The 9,672-nt window shown below is 72.0% G+C and carries 2 protein-coding genes; both read left to right on the forward strand.

Features of this window, described 5'->3' with window-relative positions; genetic code table 11:
* A partial coding sequence (locus ACFYNP_RS38180; protein ID WP_388792050.1) for an SDR family NAD(P)-dependent oxidoreductase occupies positions 1-6,343 on the forward strand: 6,343 nt, incomplete at its 5' end.
* The coding region (locus tag ACFYNP_RS38185) for a type I polyketide synthase (protein ID WP_388792052.1) at positions 6,344-9,672 on the forward strand (3,329 nt) is incomplete at its 3' end.

Below are 9,672 nucleotides of genomic sequence, written 5' to 3' on the forward strand. Positions count from 1 at the left end.
TTTCGTCCTCTTCTCGTCCAACTCCGGTGTGTGGGGTGGCGGTGGCCAGGGTGCGTACGCGGCTGCCAACGCCTACCTCGACGCCCTCGCGCAGCGGCGCAGGTCCCGCGGCCTGACCGCCACCTGCGTCGCGTGGGGCCTGTGGGCCGGCGGCGGCATGGCGGGCGACGAGGACGCGGAACAGCTTCGGCGCCGCGGCCTGGCGGCGATGGCGCCGGAGCGTGCGGTGGCCGCGCTGGCGCAGGCGATCGCGTACGACGAGACGTTCCTGGCCGTCGCGGACGTGGACTGGGAGCGCTTCGCGCCCTCCTTCACCTCGCTGCGGCCGAGCCCGCTCATCGGGGACCTGCCCGCGGTGCAGCGCGCACTCGCCGAGCCCGAGGCGGCGCAGGGTGCGGCGGCGAGGACGGGTACGCCCGGCTCCGAGTGGGCCGATCGGCTCGCCGGAATGTCGCAGGGGGAGCAGGAGCGGCTGCTGCTCGACCTGGTGCGCGGCCAGGCGGCCGCCGTCCTCGGCTACGCCGGCGCGGAAGCGATCGAGCCCGGCCGGGCCTTCCGCGAGCTGGGCTTCGACTCGCTCACGGCGGTCGAGGTACGCAACCGGCTCGCCGCCACGACCGGCCTGAAGCTGCCCACCACCCTCGTCTTCGACTACCCGACCTCGGCCGTCCTCGCGGGCTACCTGCGGGCACAACTGGTCGGCGACGAGGGGGCGGAGGCCGGGCGCCTCGCCGCGGGCGGAGCCGTGGCCGCGACCCGATCGGTGGACGCCGACGACCCGATCGTCATCGTGTCGATGAGCTGCCGCTACCCCGGCGGCGTCACCAGCCCCGACGCCCTGTGGCGCCTCCTCGCCGAGGGGGAGGACGCGATGTCCGACTTCCCCGGCGGCCGTGGCTGGGACCTCGAAGCCCTCTACGACGCCGACCCCGAGCAGCGCGGCACGAGCTACGCCCGACAGGGCGGATTCCTTTACGACGCCGACCAGTTCGACCCCGTCTTCTTCGGCATCTCGCCGCGCGAGGCCCTGGCCATGGACCCGCAGCAGCGGCTCCTCCTGGAGACCTCCTGGGAACTCTTCGAGCGCGCCGGCATCAACCCGGCGACGCTGCGCGGTAGCCAGGCCGGTGTGTTCGTCGGCGCCTCGTCCCAGGGCTACGGCTCCGGGATGCAGCAGGCCCCCGAAGGCGTCGAGGGCTATCTGCTCGCGGGCGGCGCGACCAGCGTCATCTCCGGCCGCCTCGCCTACTCCTTCGGTCTCGAAGGCCCGGCGGTGACCGTCGACACGGCGTGCTCGTCGTCGCTGGTCGCCCTGCATCTGGCCGCGCAGGCCCTGCGCAACGGCGAGTGCTCGCTGGCCCTCGCGGGCGGCGTCACGGTCATGTCCAACCCCGGCGCCTTCATCGAGTTCAGCCGCCAGCGCGGCCTCGCCGCCGACGGCCGCTGCAAGGCGTTCGCCGAGGCCGCCGACGGCACCGGCTGGGGCGAGGGCGTCGGCCTGCTCCTCCTTGAACGCCTGTCGGACGCCCGCCGCAATGGGCACGAGGTTCTCGCGGTCGTACGGGGTTCCGCGGTGAACCAGGACGGCGCGAGCAACGGGCTCACGGCCCCGAACGGGCCGTCCCAACAGCGCGTGATCCGGGCCGCGTTGGCGAACTCGGGCCTCGCGTCGAGCGACGTGGATGCCGTCGAGGCGCACGGCACGGGCACCACGCTCGGCGACCCCATCGAGGCCCAGGCCCTCCTCGCCACCTACGGAGAACAGCGACCGGTCGACCGGCCCCTGTGGCTGGGATCGGTGAAGTCGAACATCGGGCACACGCAGTCCGCCGCCGGTGTCGCGGGTGTCATCAAGATGGTGCTGGCCATGCGGGCCGGCGTCCTGCCGCAGACCTTGCACGTGGACCGGCCGAGCACCCATGTCGACTGGTCGGCGGGGGCTGTTGAGCTGCTGACCGAGGCCCGGGAGTGGGCCGAGCGGGAGGGTGGCGTGCCGCGTCGTGCGGGTGTCTCGTCGTTCGGTGTCAGCGGAACGAACGCCCATGTGATCGTGGAGCAGGCGCCGGCGGCGGAGGCAACTGAGTCTGCTGCGACGAGCGCTCTACCCACCGCTACACCGTGGTTGGTGTCGGGCCGGAGCGCGGAGGCGTTGCGGGCACAGGCCGACCGCCTGCGCGAGCACGTGACCGGACGCGCCGAGCTCAAGCCCGTTGACGTGGGTTGGTCGCTGCTGTCGGGCCGGGCCGTGCATGAGCACCGGGCTGTGGTCTTGGGTCGGGAGCGGGTGGAGTTCCTGTCCGGGTTGGAGGCGTTGGCTTCCGGTGGCGGTTCGGGCGTGGTGTCGGGGTCGGTGGTTGAGGGTCGTCTCGGGGTTCTGTTCACGGGTCAGGGCAGTCAGCGGCTTGGTATGGGCCGTGAGTTGTACGAGGTGTTCCCTGTGTTCGCGGATGCGCTGGACGAGGTGTGCGCGCACCTGGACGGGCACCTGGACCGGCCGCTGAAGGATGTGGTGTTCGGTGGGGATGCCGGGCTGTTGGAGCAGACGGGGTATGCGCAGCCCGCGTTGTTCGCCGTCGAGGTTGCGCTGTATCGCCTCGCCGAGTCCTTCGGGGTACGTCCCGAGATCGTCGGTGGTCATTCGATCGGTGAGCTGACGGCTGCGTATGTGGCCGGGCTGTGGTCCTTGGAGGATGCGGCCCAACTGGTCGCCGCCCGTGGCCAGTTGATGCAGTCGCTGCCTGAGGGTGGCGCGATGCTCGCCGTGCAGGCGGCGGAGGCTGACGTGCTGCCGCTGCTGGAGGGCATGGAAGACAGCGTCGGTGTGGCCGCGGCGAACGGTCCCGCGCAGGTGGTCCTGTCCGGTGACCGCGTGGTTCTGGAGGGCCTGGAGGAAACCCTCCGGGGCCAGGGCCGCAAGGTGCGGTGGCTGAAGGTGTCCCACGCCTTCCACTCGCCACTCATGGACCCGGTCCTGGGTGACTTCCGCAAGGTCGCGGAGAGCTTGACGTACCAGGAGACGGCCTTGGCCGTGGTCTCCAACGTCACCGGTGAGCTGGCCGAGTCGGCCCAGCTCAAGGACCCCGAGTACTGGGTCCGGCACGTCCGTGAGGCGGTGCGCTTCCACGACGGCCTGACCACTGTCACCGCCCAAGGTGTGTCGACGCTGGTTGAGTTGGGCCCGGACTCCGTGCTCACGGCGATGGCGCACGACGCGCTCACCGACCCGGCCGCGCAGGCGGGCCTGATCGGCGCCCTGCGTAAGGACCGCCAGGAAGCGGACAGCTTCCTGGCCGCCCTCGCCAAGGCCCACGTGCGTGGCGTCGAGGTCGACTGGACGCCGCTGTACGCGCCCGTCGAGACGCGCCGCCGCGTGGACCTGCCCACGTACGCCTTCCAGCACCAGGGCTTCTGGCTCCGGCAGACCGCCGGCACCGCCGACGTCGAGTCCGCGGGCCTCGCCCCGGCCGGACACCCGCTGCTGGGGGCCGGGATGCCGTTGGCGGACACGGACGGGTACCTGTTCACCGGGCGCCTTTCCCTGGCCACGCACCCGTGGCTCGCCGACCACGCCGTGGCCGGGCGGGTACTGCTTCCGGGGACCGCCTTCGTGGAACTGGCGGTGCACGCGGGCGGCCAGATCGGCTGCGGCACACTCAACGAGCTGACGCTCGGCACGCCGCTCGTCCTGCCTGAACACGGCAGCATCCAGCTCCAGTTGCGCGTCGAGGCACCCGACGCATCCGGACGCAGGCCCATCAGCCTGCACTCGCGTCCCGAGCCCGGCGCCGGAGCCGAGAGCCTCTCGACCGACACCTGGACCAAGAACGCCACCGGAACCCTGGCCGAGTCCCTGCCGGACACGGCCGCCGCCCCGATGGCGTCCGGTGACCTGACGTCCTGGCCGCCGCGCGACGCGGAGCCGCTGACGGTCGACGGACTCTACGAGGAGTTGGCCACCGCGGGCTTCGCCTACGGCCCGGTGTTCCAGGGACTGCGCGGTGCCTGGCGGCGCGGCGACGAGGTGTTCGCCGAAGTCGCCCTGCCCGACGACGACAACACGCAGGCAGGAGCCTTCGGCCTGCACCCGGCGATCCTCGACGCCGCCCTGCACGCCCGTGCTGCCGGCACGCGCGCCCAGGCAGCGGCGGACACGCCGCCCGCGGCAGGCGGACTGCCGTTCACCTGGACCGGAGTCACCCTGCACGCCGCGGGTGCCGCCACGGTCCGCGTACGGCTGACGCCCAGCGGGACGGACGGCGTCTCCCTGGAGGTCGCGGACGCCACCGGCGCACCGGTGGCCTCGGTGGACGCACTCGTCTTCCGGCCCATGTCGAAGGAACTCATCGAGCAGATGAGCGGCGCGAACCCGCACACGGACTCCCTCTTCCACGTGGAGTGGAGGCAGCAGTCGCCTACCCCTGCTGGCGCGGTGTCGTTGGCGTCGTACGAGACGCGCGGCGAGAGCGGGGACCTTCCGGCCGCCGTGGTGTGGCGGTCCGGAGGTGCCGAGGGTGCCGTGAGCCCGGAGGCTGTGTCGGCGCGCCTGACCGAGGCACTCGGCGTGGTGCAGGACTGGCTGGCGGACGCGCGGTTCGAGGCGCTGCCGCTGGTGGTGGTGACACGCGGCGCTGTGGCCGCCGGTGATGTGGCCGTCGCCCCGGTGGCCGCGGCGGTGTGGGGTCTGGTGCGGTCGGCCCGCTCCGAGCACCCGGGGCGCTTCGTCCTCGTGGACGCGGACGGAGAGGTCGACGGGGAGACGGACGAGTCGGTGCTCGGCGCGGTGCTCGCGTCGGGTGAGCCCGAGGTGGCGGTGCGGGGCGGTTCGCTGTTCGTGCCGCGCCTGTCCCGAGCCACGGCCACGACCGCCGACGACACCGCCCCGTGGGGTTCGGGCACGGTCCTGGTGACGGGTGCGTTTGGTGGTCTGGGGCGTGTGGTGGTGCGGCACTTGGCCGTGCGGCACGGTGTACGTGATCTGCTCCTCGTGTCGCGCCGTGGCCCGGAAGCGTCCGGTGCGGCCGAACTCCGGGCGGAACTGGCCGAGTTGGATGCCAAAGTGACCGTGGCCGCGTGTGATGTGGCCGACCGTGAGGCTCTGGCCGGGCTCCTCGATGAGAAGGGCGCGGAGCTGTCGGCGGTGGTGCATGTGGCGGGTGTTCTGGACGACGGTGTGGTCACTTCGCTTACGCCGGAGCGTTTGGCGAGGGTGCTGCGTCCGAAGGTGGACGCGGCGCTGAACCTGCATGAGCTGACCGTCGGCCTGGGGCTGTCCGCGTTCGTCCTGTTCTCCTCCGCCTCTGGCGTCTTCGGTGGCCCGGGTCAGGCGAATTATGCGGCGGCGAACGCCTACTTGGACGCACTGGCCGTGCACCGGCGTGCGCAGGGCCTCCCGGCGACCTCGTTGGCTTGGGGGCTGTGGGCCGCGCAGGACAGTGACATGACCGGCGCCCTCGCCGACGCCGACCTCCAGCGCATGGCACGCGGCGGCGTCCTCGCCCTCGACACCGACCGGGCACTGTCTCTGCTCGACCTCGCCCCGGCGAGCGAGCACCCCGTCCTCGTACCCATCCGCATCGACACCGCGGCACTGCGCAACCAGCCGCAGGAGTCGCTGCCCGCACTGCTCAGCGGCCTCGTACGGCCTGCGGTGCGGCGCGCGCGCAACGGTACGGCCGCCCCGGCCGCCCGCACCGAGTCGCTGGCCCAGCGCCTTGCGGGCCGTACGGCCGCCGAACGCGACCGGGTGCTGCTCGACCTCGTCCGCACCCATGTGGCGGACGTGCTCGGCTACGCGTCGCCGAACGCCGTCGAGCTGAGCCGGGGCTTCCTGGAACTCGGCTTCGACTCTCTTACGGCCGTCGAGCTGCGCAACCGCCTCACCGCGGAGACCGAGCTGCGGCTGCCCACCACGCTGATCTTCGACTACCCGAACCCGGAGGCACTTGCCGAGCACCTTTCGGAGGAACTGCCCACGAGCGTCGCCGCACCTCCGATCGGCAGCCCGGTCGACCCCGGTGACCTGGACACCGAGCTCGACCGCCTGGAAAGCATCCTGAAGGCCGCCGGCCACGGCACCGAAGGAATCGAGGGCGGCGACCGCGACCGCGTCGCGGGCCGCCTGCGCTCCCTGCTCACGGCCTGGGACGCGACCCGTACCACCGCGCGCGACGAGGCCACGGACCCGGATCCCCGGCGGGAGCGCGAACAGCTCGAAGGCGCCACCGCCGACGAACTCTTCGACCTGCTCGACAGCGAGCTCCAAACCCCTTCAGAAACACCCGGACACAGCTCAGACACAGGGTCGGACACGGACCGCCCCGACCGCTTCGAGGAGGCGCTGTAAATGGCGGACGAGGAGAAGTACCTTGACTACCTGAAGCGGGCGACGGCCGATCTGCGCGACGCCCGCCGCCGGGTGCGTGAACTGGAGGACGCCCGGCACGAGCCCGTCGCGATCGTCGGCATGAGCTGCCGCTACCCGGGGGGCGTGAACACGCCGGAAGACCTGTGGCAGCTCGTCGACGAAGGCGTGGACGCCATCTCCGCGTTCCCCACCGACCGCGGCTGGGACACCGGCGAGCTGTTCGACCCGGACCCCGACAACCAGGGCACCAGCACCACCGCCGAGGGCGGCTTCCTCTACGACGCCCCCCGGTTCGACGCCTCCTTCTTCGGCGTGTCCCCGCGCGAGGCCCTCGCCATGGACCCGCAGCAGCGCCTCCTCCTGGAGACCGCGTGGGAGGCCATCGAGCGCGCGGGCATCGACCCGGTGTCGCTGCGCCGCAGCCGCACCGGCGTCTTCGCGGGCGTCATGTACTACGACTACGCGACCCGCCTGCACGCCCTGCCCGAAGGCGTCGAGGGCTACATCGGCACCGGCAACGCGGGCTCCGTCGTCTCGGGCCGCGTCGCCTACACCCTCGGCCTCGAAGGCCCGGCGGTGACGGTCGACACGGCGTGCTCGTCGTCCCTGGTGGCTCTGCACCTGGCGGCGCAGGCGCTGCGGCAGGGCGAGTGCTCGCTCGCGCTCGCGGGCGGCGTGACCGTGATGCCCACGGCGGGCACCTTCATCGACTTCAGCCGCCAGCGCGGCCTGTCCACGGACGGCCGCTGCAAGTCCTTCGCCGCGTCCGCCGACGGCACTGGCTGGGGCGAGGGCGCCGGCCTGCTCCTGCTTGAGCGGTTGTCGGACGCCCGCCGCAACGGCCACAAGGTCCTTGCAGTCGTACGGGGTTCCGCCGTCAACCAGGACGGCGCGAGCAGCGGTCTCACCGCCCCGAACGGTCCTTCGCAGCAGCGCGTCATCCGGGACGCGCTGGCCAGCGCCGGCCTGAAGCCGGGCGACGTCGACGCGGTCGAGGCGCACGGTACGGGCACCACGCTCGGCGACCCCATCGAGGCCCAGGCCCTGATCGCCACCTACGGCAAGGAGCACTCGGAGGAACAGCCCCTGTGGCTGGGTTCGTTGAAGTCGAACATCGGGCACACGCAGGCCGCGGCCGGTGTCGCCGGTGTGATCAAGATGGTCATGGCGATGCGGGCCGGTGTCCTGCCCAAGACCCTGCACGTCGACGAGCCGACGCCTCAGGTGGACTGGTCGGCGGGGGCCGTTGAACTGCTGACCGAGTCCCGCACCTGGCCCGAGCGGGACGGCGGTGCGCCGCGTCGCGCGGGTGTGTCGTCGTTCGGCGTGAGCGGCACCAACGCGCATGTGATCGTGGAGCAGGCGCCGACGGGCGGCACACCGGTCTCCGGGACCTCCGACAAGGCCGCCACGCCGTCGCAGTCGTCGTCCGTGGTGCCGGGTGTGGTGCCCGTGGTCCTCTCGGGCCGTACGCCGGAGGCCCTGCGGGCGCAGGCGGACCGGCTGCGGAACCACCTCCTGGCGCACACCGACCTCGAACTGGGCGACCTGGCTTGGTCGTTGGCCGTGGCGCGCTCGCGGTTCGAGCACCGGGGCGTCGTCCTCGGGCGGGACCGGGACGAACTCCTCGCCGGGCTCGACCAGCTGGCGCAGGGGGACGCGACCGCCCGGCACGTCGTCACGGGGCGGTCTCTGGGTGGCGTGGTCCGTCCGGTGTTCGTGTTTCCGGGGCAGGGTTCGCAGTGGGCGGGGATGGCGCGTGAGCTGCTGGACTCCAGCCCGGTGTTCGGGGAGCGGATGCGGGAGTGCGCGGACGCTCTGTCCGAGTTCGTCGAGTGGGACCTGTTTGAGGAGTTGTGCGGGGACCGGTTTGACCGGGTGGATGTGGTTCAGCCGGTGTTGTTTGCGGTGATGGTGTCGCTGGCTGCGGTGTGGCAGGCGGGGGGTGTGAAGCCGTCGGCTGTGGTGGGTCACAGTCAGGGTGAGATCGCGGCCGCTTGCGTCGCGGGGGTGCTGTCTCTGCGGGATGCTGCTCGTGTCGTGGCGTTGCGGAGTGTCGCCATTCGTGAGTTGTCGGGCAGGGGCGGGATGGTGTCCGTGCCGCTGCCCGAGGGTCAGGTGCGTGAGCTGATCATCGGCTGGGGCGGCCGGATCGAGCTGGCTGCTGTGAACGGGCCTGCTCAGGTGGTGGTGTCGGGTGAGCCCGAGGCGTTGGAGGAGTTGGTGGCGCAGTGCGTCGCCCGGGACATTCGTGCCCGTACGATCCCGGTGGACTATGCGTCGCATTCCTCGTACGTGGAGCAGATCGAGCAGCAGATCGGTGAGGTGTTGGACGGGGTCGCCCCGCAGGCTGCCGACATCCCGCTGTACTCGACGCTCACGGGGGAGTGGCTGGACGCCAATACCCTGATGGATTCGGGTTATTGGTACCGCAATCTGCGTCAGACGGTCCTGTTTGAGCATGCCACGCGTGGACTTCTGGCCGAGGGGCATGGGCTGTTCCTGGAGATGAGCCCGCACCCGGTCCTGACGGTCCCGGTGCAGGCGACCATCGACGCGACCGACAGCCCGGCGGCCACGCTCGGCTCCCTCCGGCGTGACGAAGGCGGCGCCGAGCGCCTGCTGGCGTCAATGGCCGAAGCCCACGCACACGGCGCGGAGTTGGACTGGAGCGCTCTGTTCCCCGGCGCCCGCACCACCGTCGACCTCCCCACCTACCCCTTCCAGCGCGACCACTACTGGATGGTGGCCCCCGACGACGACACGGACGGCGGCGATGCCGCGCAGACCGTGGACGAGGTCGAGGCGCGCTTCTGGGAGGCGGTGGAGCGCGAGGACCTGGAGCAGTTGACGTCCACGCTCGTCGACGTCGACGAGCGTTCGCTGGGCGAGGTGCTGCCGGGACTCGCGTCGTGGCGGCGGCAGCGTCGCGAGCGGTCGACTCTCGACGGCTGGCGCTACCGGGTCACCTGGAAGCCGCTGTCGGGCGGGCTCCCGACTCCTGCCCTGTCGGGCCGGTGGCTGGTCGTGGCACCGGAGAGCGCCGGGAGCCACGCGTGGGCGACGGGCACCGTCGAGGCGTTGGCGCTGGCCGGTGCGGAGGTCGTCGAACTTCGGGTCGGTGCGGATGAGTTGACGCGGTCCGAGTTGGCCGCTTGTCTGCGTGGCCTCGTCGGGGATGCGGGGCTCTCCGGTGTGGTCTCGTTGCTTGGTTTCGAGGAGTCGGCGCACGCGGCGTATGACGGCGTGCCCGTCGGTCTTGCGGGTACGGTCGCGCTGGTGCAGGCGCTGGGTGATGCCGGGGTCGG

The organism is Streptomyces sp. NPDC006691 (assembly GCF_042869955.1).
Lineage (GTDB): Bacteria > Actinomycetota > Actinomycetes > Streptomycetales > Streptomycetaceae > Streptomyces.